15 protein-coding genes and 1 tRNA gene are annotated in these 17,977 nt (G+C 47.0%); 6 read left to right on the forward strand and 10 right to left on the reverse strand.

What is annotated here, in order from left to right; translation table 11 throughout:
• On the forward strand, positions 1 to 887 hold an 887-nt coding region (locus B7Y67_RS04365; protein WP_293597542.1), incomplete at its 5' end, for a hypothetical protein.
• An 11-nt stretch (positions 888 to 898) separates the two neighbouring features.
• Here B7Y67_RS04365 and B7Y67_RS04370 read toward each other — a convergent pair.
• From B7Y67_RS04370 to B7Y67_RS04380, 3 genes are all read right to left on the reverse strand, one after another.
• Entirely contained in the window at positions 899 to 1,168 is a 270-nt protein-coding gene (locus B7Y67_RS04370; protein WP_293597543.1) for a hypothetical protein, read from the reverse strand.
• 66 nt (positions 1,169 to 1,234) lie between these two features.
• Entirely contained in the window at positions 1,235 to 2,245 is a 1,011-nt protein-coding gene (locus B7Y67_RS04375; RefSeq protein ID WP_293597556.1) for an extracellular solute-binding protein, read from the reverse strand.
• 107 nt (positions 2,246 to 2,352) lie between these two features.
• On the reverse strand, positions 2,353 to 3,909 hold the full coding sequence (locus B7Y67_RS04380) for an iron ABC transporter permease (protein ID WP_293597544.1): 1,557 nt from the start codon (positions 3,907 to 3,909) through the stop codon (positions 2,353 to 2,355).
• Between the two features lie 81 nt (positions 3,910 to 3,990).
• Here B7Y67_RS04380 and B7Y67_RS04385 point away from each other — a divergent pair, with 81 nt between their 5' ends.
• Complete coding sequence (locus B7Y67_RS04385) at positions 3,991 to 5,061, forward strand: ABC transporter ATP-binding protein (RefSeq protein WP_293597545.1); 1,071 nt, start codon at positions 3,991 to 3,993, stop codon at positions 5,059 to 5,061.
• Positions 5,062 to 5,074: 13 nt separating this feature from the next.
• Here B7Y67_RS04385 and B7Y67_RS04390 read toward each other — a convergent pair whose 3' ends face one another.
• Both B7Y67_RS04390 and B7Y67_RS04395 read right to left on the reverse strand, forming a co-directional pair.
• On the reverse strand, positions 5,075 to 6,091 hold the full coding sequence (locus B7Y67_RS04390) for a cytochrome d ubiquinol oxidase subunit II (protein ID WP_293597546.1): 1,017 nt from the start codon (positions 6,089 to 6,091) through the stop codon (positions 5,075 to 5,077).
• A gap of 3 nt (positions 6,092 to 6,094) precedes the next feature.
• Entirely contained in the window at positions 6,095 to 7,456 is a 1,362-nt protein-coding gene (locus tag B7Y67_RS04395) for a cytochrome ubiquinol oxidase subunit I (RefSeq protein ID WP_293597547.1), read from the reverse strand.
• 96 nt (positions 7,457 to 7,552) lie between these two features.
• Between B7Y67_RS04395 and B7Y67_RS04400 the strand changes: the two genes are divergently transcribed.
• Positions 7,553 to 8,098, forward strand: coding sequence for a YggT family protein (locus B7Y67_RS04400; protein WP_293597548.1), 546 nt, complete (start codon positions 7,553 to 7,555; stop codon positions 8,096 to 8,098).
• Here the strand turns inward: B7Y67_RS04400 and recQ are convergent.
• The 5 genes from recQ to B7Y67_RS04425 all read right to left on the reverse strand — a co-directional run bounded on the left by recQ (position 8,091) and on the right by B7Y67_RS04425 (position 14,525).
• A complete protein-coding gene (gene recQ / locus B7Y67_RS04405; RefSeq protein ID WP_293597549.1) occupies positions 8,091 to 9,944 on the reverse strand; it encodes a DNA helicase RecQ in 1,854 nt (617 codons plus the stop codon). The two genes, B7Y67_RS04400 and recQ, sit on opposite strands and share 8 nt — an antisense overlap.
• A gap of 88 nt (positions 9,945 to 10,032) precedes the next feature.
• A tRNA-Ser gene (locus B7Y67_RS04410) sits at positions 10,033 to 10,122 on the reverse strand.
• A gap of 54 nt (positions 10,123 to 10,176) precedes the next feature.
• Entirely contained in the window at positions 10,177 to 11,487 is a 1,311-nt protein-coding gene (gene serS / locus B7Y67_RS04415) for a serine--tRNA ligase (protein WP_293597550.1), read from the reverse strand.
• A gap of 31 nt (positions 11,488 to 11,518) precedes the next feature.
• On the reverse strand, positions 11,519 to 12,253 hold the full coding sequence (locus B7Y67_RS04420) for an outer membrane lipoprotein carrier protein LolA (RefSeq protein WP_293597551.1): 735 nt from the start codon (positions 12,251 to 12,253) through the stop codon (positions 11,519 to 11,521).
• Positions 12,213 to 14,525, reverse strand: coding sequence for a DNA translocase FtsK (locus B7Y67_RS04425; protein ID WP_293597552.1), 2,313 nt, complete (start codon positions 14,523 to 14,525; stop codon positions 12,213 to 12,215). Before B7Y67_RS04425 ends, B7Y67_RS04420 begins: the two co-directional genes overlap by 41 nt.
• A 39-nt stretch (positions 14,526 to 14,564) precedes the next feature.
• On the opposite strand from B7Y67_RS04425, the gene trxB reads away from it, so the two are divergent.
• From trxB to B7Y67_RS04440, 3 genes are all read left to right on the forward strand, one after another.
• A complete protein-coding gene (trxB, locus tag B7Y67_RS04430; RefSeq protein ID WP_293597553.1) occupies positions 14,565 to 15,521 on the forward strand; it encodes a thioredoxin-disulfide reductase in 957 nt (318 codons plus the stop codon).
• A 189-nt stretch (positions 15,522 to 15,710) separates the two neighbouring features.
• Positions 15,711 to 16,247 carry an inorganic diphosphatase gene (gene ppa / locus B7Y67_RS04435; protein WP_293597554.1) on the forward strand — a complete coding sequence of 179 codons (537 nt, stop codon included), beginning with the start codon at positions 15,711 to 15,713 and terminating at the stop codon, positions 16,245 to 16,247.
• Between the two features lie 17 nt (positions 16,248 to 16,264).
• The gene (locus B7Y67_RS04440; RefSeq protein ID WP_293597555.1) at positions 16,265 to 17,884 is read left to right on the forward strand and encodes an NAD+ synthase; all 1,620 of its coding nucleotides are present in this window, start codon (positions 16,265 to 16,267) and stop codon (positions 17,882 to 17,884) included.
• The last annotated feature ends 93 nt before the right edge of the window (positions 17,885 to 17,977 follow it).

Raw genomic sequence — 17,977 nt, forward strand, 5'->3', positions numbered from 1 at the left:
CTACAAAGAAGTCTCCAGCAAAAAAGAAAGTAGCTACTAAGGTGGTAAAAAAAGCCCCTGCAAAGAAAGCCGTTAAAAAAGTTGCCGCCAAGAAAGTGGTAGCAAAAAAGGCTGTAAAAAAGGTAGTGAAAAAACCAGTAACAAAGAAGCCGGTCGTTAAAAAAGCGATCGCTAAAAAACCAGTGGCTAAAAAGGCAGTTAACAAAGTAGCGGCAAAGAAGTCGGTAGCCAAAAAACCCGCCCCAAAGAAAGCTACCAAGAAATCTTCTAAAGCGGCCGCACCAAAGAAGCTGAAAGTCGATCAGTATGGACTCGATGAAGATGATGAGTTCTACGGCCTGTACTTTGCCAAGTCAACTAGCAAGGGTTTAGTTGAAGTTAAACCCTGCACTTTCTCATTGATGTACTGGTGGAAAGGCCTGCTTGGCTACCCTGACATGATTGAAATCTCCAAAGATAGTAATACCGCGATGTTGCAATTTGAGTCTACCTTTGGTGGCGGCGATTCTGGCGAAACTGAGTTGACAGAAAAAGATGTGTTTGATGTTGATCACATTATTGAGGTCGACGAACAAGAGCAATTGGTCTCCCTCTACTCTTATGTTCCGATTCCCGTTCCAGAAAAGCTCATTGGCGCATTAGGCCTTTCTATTCTGAACATCAACCCAGAAACCCGTTATGGCAGCCTTGAAATCTGCTCAACAGATAACGAAGAAGGTGAGAATGAACACTTTCTACGCTATCGCGCAGCAACGTATTTGCGTGGCGTGAAATCGGGCAAGGTTGAAGCCATTGAGAGCATGGTTACTAATGGCTCAGAGTTCTTTGGATTAGCTTTAGATGCAATGTGTGTAAACAAGTCAATTAAGAAATGGCTGCTTAGCTAAGCAGCTGTAACTTAATAGGCGGTACATACAAAAATGTAGGTCATAGGAAAGCGGTCGTTCACTGTTTTACGAGTTTCGACAATAGTAGCGCCCCGCTTTCCTAGTTTTTTGCACTCTTCTGCTGCGGCCGCCTGAGCCTCAGTATCTTTAGCGGATTTAGGGGCATGCACCCCAACTGTTCCATCGGATTGTCGATAGACACCAAACTCACTCGGCGGTGTTGCACAAGCAACCATCGCGATTGAAACAGCAAGGACTAGGGCAAGCGAGAGGGCTTTCATATTAAGATCCAGATCTTTTGAAGAATGAAACTATTCTAGCTATCTTTTAAGCCTAGAAAATAAATTTCACTTATACCCAACTCGATCAAGCAAACGCTGTGCGGCAATTTGATTCCTGCCAATCGCGGCAACAGAAACATTTTCAGCCTTAAATGGCCCCAACATTTTCAGTCCTTCATTTTCAATCTTGACTGATTTCACTGCCGGCCATTCGTTATTGCCGTTAGCAAAGTACTCTTGCGCAGAATCACTGGCTAGGTATTCGAGAAACTGAATGGCAGCCTGTGAATGCGGCGCATTCCTAGCGACTCCACCACCTGCGATATTGATATGTGTGCCAGAAGTCTGCTGGTTTGGCCAAACAAATCCAATCTTAGAAACAATCGCCTGGTCTTCGGGCTTAGTTGAGCGCAAAAGCCTCACTAAGTAATAGGAGTTTGTTAAAGCTACCCCACATTCGCCTGAGGCAACCGCTTTAATTTGATCGGTATCGCCACCCCTTGGAGGCCTAGCCATATTGGCCACCATACCCTTAGCCCACTCTTCGGTAGCAGCCTCCCCGCGACGCTCAATCATGGCTCCGATCAATGACAACATATAGGGATGGGCAGCTGAGCGCGTACATACCTTACCCTTGTTCATGAGCTCAGCTAACTTCTCATAAGTATCAACGTCTTGTGGATTTACTTTTGCTTTGTTGTAGACCACGAGACGCGCTCTTGTTGAAAAGCCAAACCAGGTTGATCCTTCCGCTTCAGGCTTGGACCGCAGGTTTACTGGGATGCGACCCTCTAAATATTTTGAATGAATTGGTTTGAAGAAGCCGTCAATTTGTGCGCGCCATAAGCGCGCTGCATCCACCATCAAAATCACATCTGCTGGACTGTTAGCGCCTTCGCTTTTGAGTCTCTCTGCCAAAGCATTGTCATCAGCCTCAATGCGGTTGATCTTGATCCCCGTCTTTTTTGTGAAATTACTATAGAGCGCTTCATCAGTTTGGTAGTGACGAGCGGAGTAGAGATTTAACTCCTTTGCTTCCTGGGCATGCAATGGTAAAGATAAAAAGCCGCTCAGCATGAACGCAGTGGCGCCTAGGAATTGATGTATTTTTTGAGTTGCCATTACCGTATTTGCAATCAGAATTAGAGAAATTCCAATGTATCACAAATACGAATGATTATCAATTAGGACTTGGAGATGACCCTAGAAAGCATTAAAACCGGGAAAAGCCCGACTAACACAATGGTTAAAGAAGGCAAGGCGAGCTCAGCCAAGCGCTCATCCGCTGCCAACTGATAGGTTGCCACGGCTAAGGTATCAAAGTTAAACGGGCGTAATAGGAGCGTTGCCGGCAACTCCTTCATAACATCCACAAAGACAAAGAGGCCTGCCGTGATGAGGCTAGGCTTTAACAAGGGCACATGAACGCGCTTCAGAATTTGCATTCTTGAAAGGCCTAACAGGGCTGCTGAGGCATCCATAGATGGTGTGATGCGTGCGAGCCCCGCTTCTACACTTTGCAAACTAGAGGAAAGAAAGCGGACCAGGTAAGCGTAGACCAGCACCAATATGCTGGCAGACATCCACCAAGCCAGTTGAAAGATTTCTAAAAATGAGAGGATGCCGATGGCCAAAACTGCACCAGGTAGCGCATAACCAAAACCAAGCAATCGATTCACCCAGCTCAAGCGGGAATTCATTCGAACGGAGTAAGCAAAAAATACTGCAAGTACAACTGAGATGAGTGCTGTGATGATCGAAACGAATAAAGAATTACCCAGCCAATCTAAATATCGAATATCGATCGCAAGACCTTGCTTAATCAGGAGTTGCAAAAGTGCAAATGCTGGCAGTAAAAATCCACATAGCAAGGTAGTACCACAAAATACAAAAGCAAAAAGAGCTTTCTTACCTTGCAGTAACTCCGCAATCGGCTTACCCCGTGTTGAAGAGGCATATCGCAATTTTGAACGGCTACTTTGCTCGATAAAAAAGATGAGTAGAACAAAACTTAAAAGACCAAGAGCAAGTTGCACAGCAGCTATACGGTCGCCAAAAGAAAGCCAAGCCTTGAAGATACCTGTTGCAAAGGTCTGTACACCAAAGTAGGACACGGCACCAAAATCGGCCAACACCTCCATGAGTGCCAGCGCCATGCCAGCGAAGATAGCTGGTCTTGCCATGGGCAATACCAATTTCATAAAACCTTGCAGCGAACTGTAGCCAAGCGTTTCTGAAACTTCAATCAATCGCCCGCTGCGCTCTAAGAATGCTGTGCGCGTAATCAGGTAGACATAGGGAAAGAGGCAGAAGGAGAAAGACCAGATAGCCCCACTCAACGATCTTGGATCTGGAAAGAACCAGAGGGAGTCCATTCTAAGCACGTCGCGAAGAGTGCTCTGGATTGGTCCCGAAAATTGCAAGAGATCAACAAAGAGGTAAGCCATGACATAAGTGGGTACGGCCAAAGGCAAGATGAGCGCCCACTCAAATACTTTCTTACCAGGGAAATCATAACTAGCGATGATCCAAGCATTTCCCACTCCGAGAATAAATACCCCTACTCCAACACCAAGAATAAGAACTAAGGTTGATGCAATGTATCCACCCAGTACAAAGTTCCATAAATGACTCAGAGTGCCTGTAGTCAGCTGATCATTTCCAGGAAACAGGAATGGCGCTGCCAAGCCAAATAAAGGCAAAAATAACAACAGGGCAAGTGGCACCACAATACGATTCATGAAATCGACAATCCGTTTAGACTCTAGCTATGCATTAAACCACCAGCATTGAACATCAGTATTAATGAGAAAATTATAGGGATGAACTCCGCTCGCGCACTACTTTCGATCCAACAGCTGGAAATCGACTATCCAAGTCGGGATCGTCAAGGTCGCGTTATCGCGGTTAAAGACCTTAATCTGGATCTTGCCCAAGGTGAGATTGGCTGTTTATTGGGATCGTCCGGTTGTGGCAAATCAACCGTCTTAAGAGCTATTTGCGGCTTCGAGCCCGTTAAAGCAGGAGAAATCCTCCTACGAGATCGGGTTGTGAGCTCTGCCTCCACCCATCTCCCGCCAAACCAAAGAAAAATTGGCATGGTCTTTCAGGACTTTGCGCTCTTTCCCCATTTGAACGTTTTAGAAAATATTGCCTTTGGCTTGCAATACTTGCCTAGCAAGCAAAGATCTTCAGTGGCAACCGAGTGGCTCAAGCGAGTGTCGCTCGCTGATAAGGCTGATGCTTACCCTCATGAGCTCAGCGGTGGTCAGCAGCAGCGTGTAGCGCTAGCTAGAGCCATGGCTCCAGAGCCTGACCTAATCCTGCTAGATGAACCCTTTTCCAGTTTAGATATTGAATTGAGGGAACGTCTTGCAGGTGAGATGCGAGAACTACTCAAGGTAAATAACATTACCGCCCTGCTAGTGACTCACGATCAATTTGAGGCCTTTGCAATTGCCGATAAGGTTGGGGTCATGACAGATGGCAAAGTACTTCAATGGGATGTCCCATATGAGCTTTATCACAAGCCCGCCAATCGCTATATTGCAGACTTCATCGGCCGTGGAGTATTTGTTAAAGGTGTTGTTCAAGCCAACAACAAAGTGAAGATTGAGTTAGGCGAGCTGGATCTAGAAGAAGATCGCAGCAAAGAAATTGGAAAAGAAATTGAAGTACTTTTGCGCGCTGATGATATTCAACATGATGACCATAGCACCTTGCTAGCAGAGGTAGTGCGCAAAACCTTTAGGGGCGCAGACTTTCTGTACACACTCAAACTAACGTCTGGCACTGAAATATTCGCCTTTGTACCCAGCCATCACGATCATGCGATCGGTGAAAAGATTGGCATACACCTAGTCGCCGATCATGTTGTGACCTTCAGCGACTAAGCTCCATAGCTCATTAATAATATGTCAGCGCTGTAGCCTTACCCTTAAAGATACGATAAGAAAACAGGGTGTAACCCAAGATGGTTGGCAACACCACAATTGCGCCCCAGAAAATGACCCATAAAGACTCGGTTGCTGCGGCGGCTTGCCACAAGGTCATTTTTCCAATAATGACATACGGAAAAATACTGTAGGCAATACCAAAAAAAGAAAGCCAAAATATAGCAACGACACTAGCAAATGGTAGCCACTCTTTATCAGTCTTTCCTTCTTCCAGCGCTCTAATAAATCGGTAGGTAAAGATAAAGAAAAAACCAGTGGCAATAGGCACTGGAGATAGCCAGATGATTTGAGGCCAAGCAAACCACTTATGCATGATTTCAGGACTGAAATACGGGGTCGCAATGGATACCAAGGCGACACCAAATCCAGTTAGCCATAAGCTGATCTTTGCCCATCGAAATGCTTTATTCTGGAGTTCTCCCTCGGCCTTTAAGATTAACCAAGTAGAGCCGAGAAGCGCATAGCCAGCGGGCAAACACAAACCCACCAATACAGAAAATAACCACCCTAGTGCTCCAGAATCAAATCCCACGATCAAGCGTCCAATCATGATTCCTTGAGATACAGAAGCAACCAGGCTACCGATGTAAAACAGCAAGTTCCACAATGGCTTTTGCTCGATATTCACTTTGACCCTAAAGTCAAAAGATACCCCCCTCAGAATCAGTCCAAGCAACATAGCGGCAACTGGCAAATACAGCTCAGTCAAAATCACACCATGCGCCAAAGGAAAGGCAACCAACAATAGGCCGACACCCAAGACGATCCATGTTTCATTGGCATCCCAAAAAGGACCAATGGATGCAATCATCATATCTTTCTCGGCATCAGTACCACGGTTGAGAAGCATTCCAATGCCCAAGTCATAGCCATCCAAAACAACATAAGAGAGCATGGCGATGCCCATCGCAACAAAGAAAAATAGAGGTAGCCAGACTGCAGCCTGAGTAAGGTCCATGGTGTTCATAGGTTAAGCGCCAAAGGGGCTAAAAGAGGAGTCTGATTTCTTAGGGGTCAATTGACCATGAGTATCCTGACTGTCTGCTTGGCGGGCTAAATAAAACACCGCCCAAATATAGGCTAACAGCAGCCCCACATAAAGAGTCAGATAAGCGAATAGCGTCGAAAAGACCATGCTCGAGGGCAAAGTAGTTACTGCTTGAGCAGTGGTCAACACGCCCGTAACAAGGTAGGGCTGCCGCCCAATCTCAGTGACATACCAACCTGCTAATACGGCTACCCAACCAGAGAAGGTCATTAATACCAGTGCTTTTGCCATCAATCTAGGTAGTTGTCGATCTTGCCGCAATTGCCAACGCGCTAGCCACGAAAATATCAACATCAATACACCGACACCAACCATCACCCGAAAGGCAAAAAACACTGGGGCGACCGGTGGAATCTTGTCCCCGAATTGATCCAATCCTTTTACCTCACCATCCCAGCTATGCGTGAGATATAAGGATGCCAACTTCGGAATACTGATCTCATAATCATTGGTGCGAGTTTGTTGATTAGGTATTCCAAAAATGACAGCGGGAACGCCGGTACCACCCTCCCATATACCCTCCATGGCAGCAAGCTTGGCAGGCTGATGGTGAAGCGTATTCAGTCCGTGCGCATCACCTAACATGATCTGAATAGGGATTAAAACAGCGGCTACAGTAAGCGAGATCTTCATCACCAGAAAATTAGCCGGTGAGCGACTATTGCGTAAATAGCGGTAAGCAGAAATGCCTGCCAAAAAGAATGAGACAGTTAAAAATGAGGCTAGCAACATATGCCCCAAACGGTAAGGCATAGATGGATTAAAAATAATTGCCATCCAATCGACCGCATGCGCTCTGCCATCAATCATGATGAAACCTTGCGGGGTTTGCATCCAAGAATTTAAAGCAATGATCCAAAACGCAGAAAGACTGGTTCCAAAAGCCACTAAAAATGTTGCAATGGTATGCACCAAGGGAGATACCCGCTTGGCACCAAACAACATCACACCCAAGAAGGTGGCCTCAAGAAAAAATGCTGTTAACACTTCGTAGGCTAGCAATGGTCCTGCAATATTGCCTACAGTCTCCATATAGCCAGGCCAGTTCGTACCAAACTGAAAACTCATCGTGATGCCACTGACCACACCCAAGGCAAAGGTCAGAGCAAAAATCTTGACCCAAAACTGATAGGCCTCAAGCCAATAGTCCAAGCCAGTTCGGATATGCTGAATCTTAAAAAAGAAGAGAAACCACCCCAGCGCAATCGAAATGGTTGGAAAGAGAATATGAAAAGAAATATTCGCGCCAAACTGAATACGACTAAATAAAAGTGAATCGAGCACGGCTGCTCCTAGTAATTGAATTTTCTACATACAATTGTGGCACCAATTGAACAATGCCGCTGATCCCCTGCGGTTTAAACACCCTACAATGTCTCAATGTTGATACAAATCGCCAATCTCATTCTTCAGGTACTCGTTAGCATTGTTGCGGGAGCTTGCCTTTTACGCTGCTATTTACAGTGGCTTGCCTTTAATTTAGGCGCAGGGCAAAGTAAGTCCATTGGTACTTATATTTTGCCCTTAAGCAATTGGATCGTCCTTCCACTAAGGCGCTTCATACCCAGCATTGGTCGCTTTGATCTAGCGAGTTGTGTTGCAGCCTATCTTTTAATTTTGTGCAAGATTGCGATCCTGCTATTTATCTCTGGCGCCACCTCGATGGATATCTCTTGGTTAGCACTTGCATTGATTGATCTACTTGATCTTGTTCTATCAGTTCTAGTTGGCCTATTTTTTGCCAGCATCATTCTTTCTTGGGTTGGTGCAGGGACTCAAATTCAGTTCTTAGTCTCGCTATTAGTTGACCCCCTGCTCACCCCAGTTAGGAAGGCAATACCCAACTTTGGCGCCTTAGATTTATCGCCACTTGCTCTACTGCTCATCCTGCAGGTGCTGCAGATTGTGGTGGGCAACCTCAGGTAGCTGGTTGGGGCTTATTGACCTCTAGCGCCTCCTGAATGACTTGAATAAAGTATTCACCATAGCGCTCCAGCTTAGCTTGCCCGACCCCACTAATGCGACTGAATTGATCTAAGGTGGTTGGCATGGATTTAACCATCTCCTGCAATGTGCTGTCATGAAAAATCACATAGGGGGGCACCCCCTGTTCACGGGCTAGCTCAGTCCGCTTAGCCTTGAGCGCCTCCCACAGGTTTTCATCCGCAATATTGCTAAAGGGATGCGTAGAACCCTTTCTTGTTCCGGGCTTTGTGAGCTTGTTTTTGGAGTAGCCCGTTTCTTTTCTCAGCCAAACCTCTTGTTCTCCACGCAGCACCGGCAAAGCAATGCTGTCTACTAACTTTAAGCCACCATGCAATGCAATATCAGCATCTAAATAACCGCCCGCTACCAATTGGCGATAGATGCTATTCCATTGGGCCTGATTCAGTTCTGCACCAATACCAAATGTGCTTACTTGCTCATGAAAATATTGCTTAACTCTAGAGGTCACTTTACCCAAAAGCACATCGATTAGGTGGGTCACGCCAAAACGCTGACCCGTACGATATACACATGACAATGCTTTTTGCACTTCCTGGGTGGCATTCCAAGTTGATACTGACTCTAGACAGTTGTCGCAGTTACCACAACTACCAGCATGCATCTCTCCAAAGTAGCGCAGGATTGTTTGATGTCGACAGGTTGTGGATTCGCAATAGCCCAGTAAAGCATTGAGTTTTTGGCGCTCCACTCGTTTACGGTCTTCAGATGCTTCGCCAGAGTCCACCATTTGCCGTAAGCTCACCACATCCCCAAATCCGTAGGCCATCCAGGCATTTGCAGGTAAGCCGTCACGCCCTGCTCGTCCAGTTTCTTGGTAATAGCCTTCCATGCTTTTAGGGAGATCCAGATGAGCTACGAAGCGGACGTTGGGTTTATCAATACCCATACCAAACGCTACGGTTGCGACCATGATGACGCCTTCTTCACGCAAGAAGCGTTTTTGATTAGCGCTGCGTGTTTCTACACTTAAGCCAGCGTGATAGGCCATTGCATCCCACCCGCGGTCTTGCAACCATTGCGCCGTCTCTTCTACACTGCGACGCGATAGGCAATAAATAATGCCTGAGTCATCGGCATGCTCAGCATCTAAAAAGTACTCTAGCTGTTGTTTGGCACTCTGCTTTTGAAGCACTCGATACTTAATATTAGGGCGATCAAAGCTAGAGACAAACTGCTCGGCCGATTCTAGTGATAGACGTTCCACAATTTCTGCTCGGGTTGGCGCATCCGCAGTAGCCGTTAAGGCGATACGGGGCACCTTCGGAAATCGCTCATGCAGAACGGTAAGTTGGCGATATTCTGGGCGGAAATCATGACCCCATTGCGAAACGCAGTGCGCCTCATCAATAGCAAATAATGCAATTCCGGGGCCTGCATTAAGTCTATCCAGTATTGATAGAAAGCTAGAGCTCATAAGACGCTCAGGCGCTACGTAGATTAAATCAAGATCTCCTGCCAGCAATTGAGTAGTCACCTGTTGAGAGGTGGCCGCATCGAGACTAGAGTTGAGAAACGAAGCCTTCACACCCAACTGGATTAACGCATCGGCTTGATCTTGCATCAGTGCAATTAAGGGTGAAACCACTACTCCCACACCGCGACGAACCAGGGAGGGAATCTGATAGCACAGCGACTTACCAGCGCCAGTAGGCATGAGGACTAAAGCATCCCCACCTGCGACTACATGAGCAACAATCGATTCTTGAGCGCCTCGAAATTGATCAAAGCCAAAAACATCATGAAGTACTTGGCGGCTTGATTGCAACAGTAATGCTCCTTTGAAATAAAAAAGCCCCACGTCATGGCGGGGCTTTATGAATGTCGTCTCTACATTTACAAATACAGAATCTAGTTGGCGGAGAGGGTGGGATTCGAACCCACGGTAGGTTTGACCCTACGCCTGATTTCGAGTCAGGTACATTCGACCACTCTGCCACCTCTCCGAACCGAACAGCGATTATAGCTTTCGGGGATTTCTTAATTTCCCGCTCTTACTGTTAGTGGGGCTTTAATACCTCTAAGCCACCTAAGTAAGGTCGCAATGCTTTCGGAATGGCGATACTGCCATCAGCCTGCTGGCAGTTCTCCAGAAGAGCAACGCCAGTTCTGCCCACTGCAAGACCAGAACCATTCAAGGTATGCACTAACTCCGGCTTACCTTGACCAGCTTTATATCTTGCTTGCATGCGTCTAGCTTGGAAATCGCCCATATTGGAGCAAGAGCTAATCTCACGGTAAGCATTTTGTGATGGGATCCATACTTCAAGGTCATACGTTTTGGTGCTGCCAAAACCCATATCGCCCGTGCAGAGCAATACTTTTCGATATGGCAATTCAAGTAGCTCCAACACCTTTTCTGCATGCGAAGTTAATTCTTCAAGCAACTGCATTGACTCTTCTGGCTTTGCAATCTGTACGAGCTCTACCTTTTCGAACTGGTGCTGACGAATCATGCCACGCACGTCACGGCCATAGCTTCCGGCCTCAGATCTAAAGCATGGAGTATGAGCAGCAAATTTCAATGGCAACTCTTCGGCCGCAGTAATCGTGTCACGTACTAAATTGGTAACAGGTACTTCTGCCGTTGGAATCAAATAAAAATTTTCAACTTTTGCTTCGCCTGCCCCGTCTTCACCACCCATCTGGCGAGGAACCTTAAATAGATCCTCTTCAAACTTAGGTAGCTGACCAGTACCACGCATAGATGCAGCATTCACCATCAAAGGAACATAGAGCTCCTCGTAACCGTGCTGAGTTGTATGCAAGTCAATCATGAATTGCGCTAAGGCGCGATGCAATCTGGCAACAGGCCCCTTAAGAACTACAAAACGTGAGCCACTAATCTTTGCAGCCGATTCAAAATCAAGCCCTAATGGCGCACCCAAGTCGACATGGTCCTTCACGGGAAATGAAAACTCTGGGATCGCGCCCCAACGCTTCACTTCCTTATTCTCGGTCTCGTTTTTACCTACGGGAACCGCTTCATCCGGCAAATTCGGAATACCCATTAAGAAATCTACAATCTCTACCTGCAAAATTGCTAAACGTGCTGCTCCTGATTCCATATCCACGTTAATCTGCGTTGCTTCAGCCATCTCGGCAGCAGCTTCTTCGCCTTTGCCTTTTTTCATACCAATAGCTTTAGCCAGTTGGTTACGTTTAGCTTGCAATTCTTCAGTACGCGTTTGTAAAGATTTGCGTTCGGACTCTAAAGTGTTGAACTTCTCAACATCCAATTGAAATTTTCGAGTTGCCAAACGAGCGGCAACGGCTGCGATATCTTTACGGAGTAATTGCGGATCAATCATGTGATGCTCTATTAATTAATGGGTATGTACGTTAGTTTAAGCGCAAGACTTCTGCACCGGCAGGAGGTACAAAGGTAAAGCGATTGGCGGGTAGATTCACGTTGAGCTGGATCTTGTCTAAAGTCACCAATACCACGCTACCTAGACCATCTATCAGCTCTAATGCTTTTGGTAAGCTATTAGTCATTCCAACTGAGATCTTGGTGTATGGCAAGTCATTACCATTTTTTGTATTTGGGTTTTTCTTGGGTACAAGAGCAACCCATTTCATGCCCAGACGATCTTCGCCTTCAACTAAATCAAAATGCTGGTCTAGGGAAGTTTCACCAAATAGGATTGCGGCTGGAGTGGCTGCTAAAGCTTGACCAGCAGGCCTGAAGGTAGCTTGATTCAAATCCTTATCCCACATAATGAGTTGCTTGCCATCGGCAATCAGTTTTTGCTCGTATGGTTTTTGGGTATCCCAAATAAATCGGCCTGGACGCTGAAACACAAAACGCCCTTGTGTTTGGCGAACCACTTTTAAACCTTTGTCTTGGGATTCATTTGCTTTGGGTGCGCGCAACTGCTGCTGCACAAATTCCCCTTCAGCGGTTTTGGAATTGCGCACAAACTGACGCAACTGCTCAGCCCCACTCTCACCCTCCGCAATAACCAAGTTTGAAGATAAAAGAATTGTGAGCCCTAAAGCTGCTGCCAAGAAAAGTCTGCGCAAGGGAATCGCCTTATTCCGAAGGACGATGAAGGATTTCGCGATTACCGCCATTACCCATTTTCGAAACTAAGCCAGCTTTTTCCATATCCTCAAGCAAGCGTGCTGCACGGTTATAACCAATGCGCAAGTGACGCTGAACCAAGGAGATTGATGGGCGCTTATTTTCTAGAACAATAGCAACTGCCTGATCGTATAAAGGATCGGCTTCTCCGCCACCTTCACCAGTCAATGCATCAATCGTGGACTCATCGGCACCTTCCAGAACGCCGTCAATGTAGTTGGCCCCACCCTTCTCTTTGAGCCACTCCACCACACGATGAACTTCATCATCAGAAACAAAGGCGCCATGAACGCGAACCGGCAAACCGGTACCCGGAGCCATGTACAGCATGTCACCCATGCCAAGTAATGCTTCAGCGCCCTGTTGGTCTAGGATGGTGCGGCTATCAATTTTTGAACTTACCTGGAAAGAAATACGGGTTGGTACGTTGGCCTTAATGAGGCCAGTAATCACATCCACGCTTGGACGTTGAGTTGCCAATACCAAGTGAATGCCTGCAGCACGAGCCTTTTGTGCAATACGTGCAATCAACTCTTCAATCTTCTTGCCGGAGACCATCATTAAGTCAGCCAACTCATCTATCACGATCACAATTACTGGCGCCTTGTAGATTGGCTCCGGATCATCTGGAGTCAAACTAAATGGATTGGTGAGCTTCTCGCCTTTTTCTTCCGCTTCTAATATCTTTTTATTAAATCCAGCAAGGTTACGTACACCAAACTTACTCATCAGTTTATAGCGACGCTCCATCTCATTCACAGCCCAATTGAGAGCGTTATACGCCTGCTTCATATCAGTAACGACGGGGCACAAGAGGTGTGGAATCTTGTCGTACATGGCCATCTCGAGCATCTTCGGATCAATCATGATCAGACGCACTTCATCGGGCTTGGCCTTAAAGAGAATGGACAAAATCATGGCATTAATACCAACGGACTTACCAGCCCCAGTCGTACCAGCAACTAAGCAATGCGGCATCTTTGCCAAGTCAGCAACAATCGGACTACCCGAAATATCTTTACCCAAAGACAAGGTCAAGTTGGAATGACTATCGTTGTAGACCTGTGAACTCAAAATCTCAGAAAGGTAAACCGATTGACGTGTTGGGTTTGGCAATTCCAAAGCCATGCAAGTCTTACCTGGAATAGTTTCAACCACGCGCATACTCACTACGCCCAACGAACGCGCTAAGTCACGTGAGAGATTCACAATCTGGCTGCCCTTCACACCAACAGCAGGATCGATTTCATAACGGGTTACCACTGGGCCTGGATAGGCTGCAATGACTTTCACTTCTACATTGAACTCAGCTAACTTGCGCTCAATGAGGCGAGATGTAAATTCCAGCACATCTGCTGAAATGGTTTCTTTTGCTTCTGGCACCGGATCAAGCAAAGCTAAAGGCGGTAATTCTGAATCAGGGATATCCACAAACAGCGGTTGCTGCTTCTCACGCTCAACTCGAGCGCTCTTTGGAATCTCTACTGGAGTACGAACAATCTGTACGGGCTTAGCAATTTCAACGCGCCCGCGAAACTCTTCAACAAACTCTTCCCGCTCTTCGGCAGCCGCTTCACCTAGCTTGCGATCCTCTTCACTATCGCGACGCTCACGTAAGCGGTTGTAGGCAAGCTCAAGCGAGCGCCCTACTTTTTCAGCGACATCTAGCCAAGAAAAATGGAGGAATAAGGAGAGGCCAGCGCAAAGGGTAAACAGCAAAACCAGGGTTGAGCCAGTAAAACCCAAGGTCATTTGCAGGGGATCGCCAATCAGTTCCCCCAAAATGCCTCCAGGAGGCCTTGGAAGCTCCCAGGTCAACGAATGCAGGCGGATGGACTCAAGAGCCATACTGCTCAATAAAGTCAGCCCAAAGCCCAGCCAACGAATTAATAAGGAGTCAGGCTTGGTATCTGGGTCTAGGGGCAGGGGAATACTCCAAAGCTCGCGCCAGCCACTGAGAACACGGCGACCAAAGAGAACAACCCACCAAAAAGCAGAGATACCGAAAATATAGAGCAATAAATCAGCTAAATAGGCCCCAAAACGCCCACCTAGGTTCTTAGGAACCTCAAAACTGGCATGAGACCAAGCGGGATCAGCCTTGGAATAAGTCACCAAAATGGCCAATAAACCCAAACAAAGGCCAAAGGAGATAAACCAACGGGCCTCTAAAAAGAGACGGGGCATCCTACCCTGCCCTTGATTCTCAGGGGGCTGGGGACTTAAAGGGGTTTTGGACTTCGGGTATGTCGTTCTTGCCATGTTCCACCGATTGTAATCAAGCAATCCTATAATTTGGTGATGACTACAAATACCCCAAAACACTCCAAAGTCCTCATTCTAGGTTCAGGCCCTGCCGGCTACACAGCTGCTGTTTACGCTGCCCGCGCTAATTTGAACCCAACCCTCATCACTGGCCTGGCACAGGGCGGTCAATTAATGACAACTACCGATGTAGAAAATTGGCCAGCAGATCCAGATGGTGTTCAAGGGCCAGAGCTCATGGATCGCTTTTTGAAACATGCGGAGCGCTTTAATACCAACATCATCTTTGATCACATTCACACTGCTGCGCTGACTGAAAAGCCTATCCGCTTAGTTGGTGACTCCGGTACTTACACCTGCGATGCTTTAATTATTTCAACAGGTGCTTCTGCTCAATACATTGGCCTTCCAAGTGAGGAAGCATTTATGGGTCGCGGCGTTTCTGGTTGCGCAACATGTGATGGCTTCTTTTATCGCAATCAAGATGTCTGCGTAGTCGGTGGCGGTAATACGGCTGTAGAAGAAGCACTCTATCTCACAGGCATTGCCAAAAAAGTAACCGTGATTCATCGTCGCGATAAATTCCGTGCAGAGCCAATCCTCAATGACCGCCTGATGGCCAAAGTTGCCGAAGGTAAAGTCGAGCTCAAATTGAACTCCACCCTTGACGAAGTCTTGGGCGATGAAAAAGGTGTCACCGGTGTTCGTATTAAGAAAGCTGATGGCAGTACAGAAGATGTTGCCGTTACCGGCGCCTTTATTGCCATTGGCCACAAACCGAATACCGATTTATTTGTTGGTCAGCTGGATATGAATAATGGCTACCTAAAGACTCACTCTGGATTGGAAGGCAATGCCACTGCCACCAATATCCCTGGAGTATTTGCAGCGGGCGATGTGCAGGATCATATTTATCGCCAAGCGATTACCAGCGCAGGCACAGGGTGTATGGCTGCATTAGATGCACAGCGTTACTTGGAGACCCTGGATTAACAGCGACTGAACTAACGCAAAATAGCGCCCGGCTTTGCTGCGCGTTTTCATTCCAACTCAGATAGAGGTTTACCCCGACCAAATTGCGCCCTTGGAGCCCTTTTAAGTCGGCTGGAAAGCTTTAAAATAAGTTTCATCACCCCTCTTTGCTAATATCGAGGTATCCATTAATCACTAGCCGGAGCATTTATGAGTTACGACAAGGTCAGCCCAGGTAAGAAAATCCCAGAATCATTCAACGTCATTATTGAGATCCCAATGAATGCGGATCCGGTGAAGTATGAAGTGGACAAAGAAACTGGCTGCCTCTTCGTAGATCGCTTCATGGGCACAGCAATGCACTACCCATGCAACTACGGTTATATACCTAAGACGGTTGCTGGTGACGGCGATCCTGTGGACGTTCTTGTCATTACTCCATTTGCATTAGTTCCAGGCTCAGTAGTGAGCTGTCGCGCTATTGGCATGTTAGAGATGGAGGATGAAGGCGGACAAGATGCGAAGTTGTTGGCTGTTCCAGAAGACAAAATTTTGCCAATCTATAAGCATTTGCAAAAACCTGAAGATGTAAATGAATTGCTCCTCGCCCAAATTCAACACTTCTTCGAGCACTACAAAGATCTCGAAAAAGGTAAGTGGGTAAAAGTCAAAGGTTGGACTGGTGTTGCTGGTGCCCATAAAGAAATTTTGGACGGCATCGAAGGCTACACTAAGTCACAGAAGTAATTTCGTAGTCATTTGGAGTGAGCTCGCAAAAAATCGCCCTAGCGCAAATCAACCCTCTTTTGGGTGATTTGTCTGGCAACGCGCAGCTCATCTCTCAAGCTGCCGCAGATGCTTATGCACAAGGCGCCACTCTAGTTCTGACGCCAGAGCTCTCGCTCACCGGCTACCCTCCAGAAGATTTACTCCTGCGCCCAGCCTTTATTGAGGCCGCCGATCGTGAGCTCAGCTGCTTAATGCTAGAGCTTCAGAAATTTCCAGGGCTGACTGTCATTGTTGGTCACCCCAAGAAAACTGCCGCTGGCTTGCAAAACTACGCGTCGGTCATTCGTGATGGCAAAGTCATTGCCGGCTATGCCAAACAAGAATTGCCAAACCATGAAGTATTTGATGAGGTGCGTTACTTCACGCCAGGTAACGAAGCCTGTGTCTTTGAAAATACCGGCATTCAGTACGGTCTCATTCTTTGTGAAGATGCTTGGCATGCTGGTCCTGCAAAGCAGGCTCATGCAGCCGGCGCACAAGTGCTGCTAGTTCTCAATGCCTCGCCTTATCACCTCCAAAAGGAATCTTTACGCATTGAGGTGCTACGCAAACAGATTGCCGTAAGTAAGATGCCTTTGGTCTATGTCAACGCAGTAGGCGGACAAGATGAATTGGTTTTTGATGGTGGATCATTTGCTTTAAATAGTGCAGGCAAAGTGGTTATGACTATGCCGCAGTTTGAAACTGCTCTTGGCTACGTCGATGTCAATGCTTCGGCCGATTTGGAGCCAGGAGCTCTAGTGACTCCATCTAGCGTAGAAGCCCAGGCTTACCAAGCACTGGTTTTAGGTGTGCGTGACTATGTTCAGAAAAATCGTTTTCCGGGAGTCATTATTGGCCTCTCCGGAGGAGTTGACTCTGCATTGGTCTTGGCGATTGCGGTGGATGCCTTAGGTGCCGATAAGGTTCGCACCGTCATGATGGCTTCACGGTACACCGCTGACATCTCTTGGATTGATGCCAGGGAAATGGCTCAGAATCTGGGCGTTCAATACGATGAGATTCCGATTAGCGAACCTGTGGATGCTTTAGAGCATGCTTTAGCTGAACATTTCAAGGGCTTGAAGCTCGATGCTACTGAAGAGAATATTCAGGCGCGAGTGCGAGGCACTCTTCTGATGGCGCTCTCCAATAAAACCGGTCGCCTAGTTTTAACAACGGGCAACAAGAGTGAGATGGCTGTCGGTTACTGCACGCTATACGGAGATATGGCCGGAGGCTTTGCCGTCATTAAGGATATTGCCAAAACTTTGGTCTATCGCCTGTGCGCCTATCGCAATAGTATTGCCCCGATTATTCCGGAGCGGATTTTGACACGCGCTCCCTCCGCAGAATTACGCCCCGACCAGACCGATCAAGATAGCTTGCCATCGTACGAAATATTAGATGGCATCGTAGAGCGGTATATGGAGCAAAACCAATCTATCGCCCAAATCATCGCCGCTGGATTTGATCCTGACAGCGTAGAAAAAGTGACTCGCCTGATTAAACTCAATGAATACAAGCGTCGCCAAGCACCTCCAGGCGTTCGCGTGACCACCCGAGCCTTTGGGCGTGACTGGCGTTACCCGATTACCTCTCAATTTAGAGCGTAACTGGGCATTGGTTTTCAGTTCTAGGTATGATTACTGTATTAAGGGGAATATATGAAGCTAATCACATCCATTATTAAGCCGTTCAAACTTGAC

The organism is Polynucleobacter sp. 35-46-11 (genome assembly GCF_002281105.1).

What these genes read in the sequence shown, in the direction of transcription:
- B7Y67_RS04370 (WP_293597543.1), bottom strand. Translation starts at nt 1,168, where the DNA reads ATGAAAGCCCTCTCGCTTGCCCTAGTCCTTGCTGTTTCAATCGCGATG.
- B7Y67_RS04375 (WP_293597556.1), bottom strand. Translation starts at nt 2,245, where the DNA reads ATGCTGAGCGGCTTTTTATCTTTACCATTGCATGCCCAGGAAGCAAAG.
- B7Y67_RS04380 (WP_293597544.1), bottom strand. Translation starts at nt 3,909, where the DNA reads ATGAATCGTATTGTGGTGCCACTTGCCCTGTTGTTATTTTTGCCTTTA.
- B7Y67_RS04385 (WP_293597545.1), top strand. Translation starts at nt 3,991, where the DNA reads ATGAACTCCGCTCGCGCACTACTTTCGATCCAACAGCTGGAAATCGAC.
- B7Y67_RS04390 (WP_293597546.1), bottom strand. Translation starts at nt 6,091, where the DNA reads ATGAACACCATGGACCTTACTCAGGCTGCAGTCTGGCTACCTCTATTT.
- B7Y67_RS04400 (WP_293597548.1), top strand. Translation starts at nt 7,553, where the DNA reads ATGTTGATACAAATCGCCAATCTCATTCTTCAGGTACTCGTTAGCATT.
- serS (WP_293597550.1), bottom strand. Translation starts at nt 11,487, where the DNA reads ATGATTGATCCGCAATTACTCCGTAAAGATATCGCAGCCGTTGCCGCT.
- B7Y67_RS04420 (WP_293597551.1), bottom strand. Translation starts at nt 12,253, where the DNA reads ATGGCGGTAATCGCGAAATCCTTCATCGTCCTTCGGAATAAGGCGATT.
- B7Y67_RS04425 (WP_293597552.1), bottom strand. Translation starts at nt 14,525, where the DNA reads ATGGCAAGAACGACATACCCGAAGTCCAAAACCCCTTTAAGTCCCCAG.
- trxB (WP_293597553.1), top strand. Translation starts at nt 14,565, where the DNA reads ATGACTACAAATACCCCAAAACACTCCAAAGTCCTCATTCTAGGTTCA.
- ppa (WP_293597554.1), top strand. Translation starts at nt 15,711, where the DNA reads ATGAGTTACGACAAGGTCAGCCCAGGTAAGAAAATCCCAGAATCATTC.